The following is a 374-nucleotide window of genomic DNA, read 5'->3' as shown; positions in this document are numbered from 1 at the left end:
TTCCACCAGCGCCCGCAACAGGGGATCAACGACTACTTCTGGATGAACCACGACGGCCAGGGCGCCGGGGTGAAGAATTTCGATATCGGCGGCGTGCAGTTCGACGTGGCGACGGTGTCGCAGGTGAAATCCTGTAGCCCGGAAGTGATGGCCGACGAGACCAACCCGTCGCGCATCACCTGTACCGGCAGCTCCGATACCGGCGACAACGGCCACTACGCGTTGACCACCAAAACCCACAACATCAAGGCCGGGCCGATTGACGTCGAGGTGTACGCCAACTACGGCTTTGACTCAAAAGCGGTGGACAGCGACGCGCGCCTCGATGCCTGGCAGGGCGGGCTGGTGCTGAGCCATACCAACGACAGCGGGGT

1 protein-coding gene is annotated in these 374 nt (G+C 62.6%); it reads left to right on the top strand.

The genetic code is table 11. The features are described 5' to 3' along the window. A partial coding sequence (locus PGR10_RS25410) for a carbohydrate porin (RefSeq protein ID WP_430924284.1) occupies positions 1 to 374 on the top strand: 374 nt, incomplete at both ends.

It is taken from the genome of Klebsiella sp. 141198 (assembly GCF_050600785.1).
Lineage (GTDB): Bacteria > Pseudomonadota > Gammaproteobacteria > Enterobacterales > Enterobacteriaceae > Klebsiella > Klebsiella aerogenes.
This window is presented reverse-complemented; position numbering and strand designations above follow the sequence as displayed.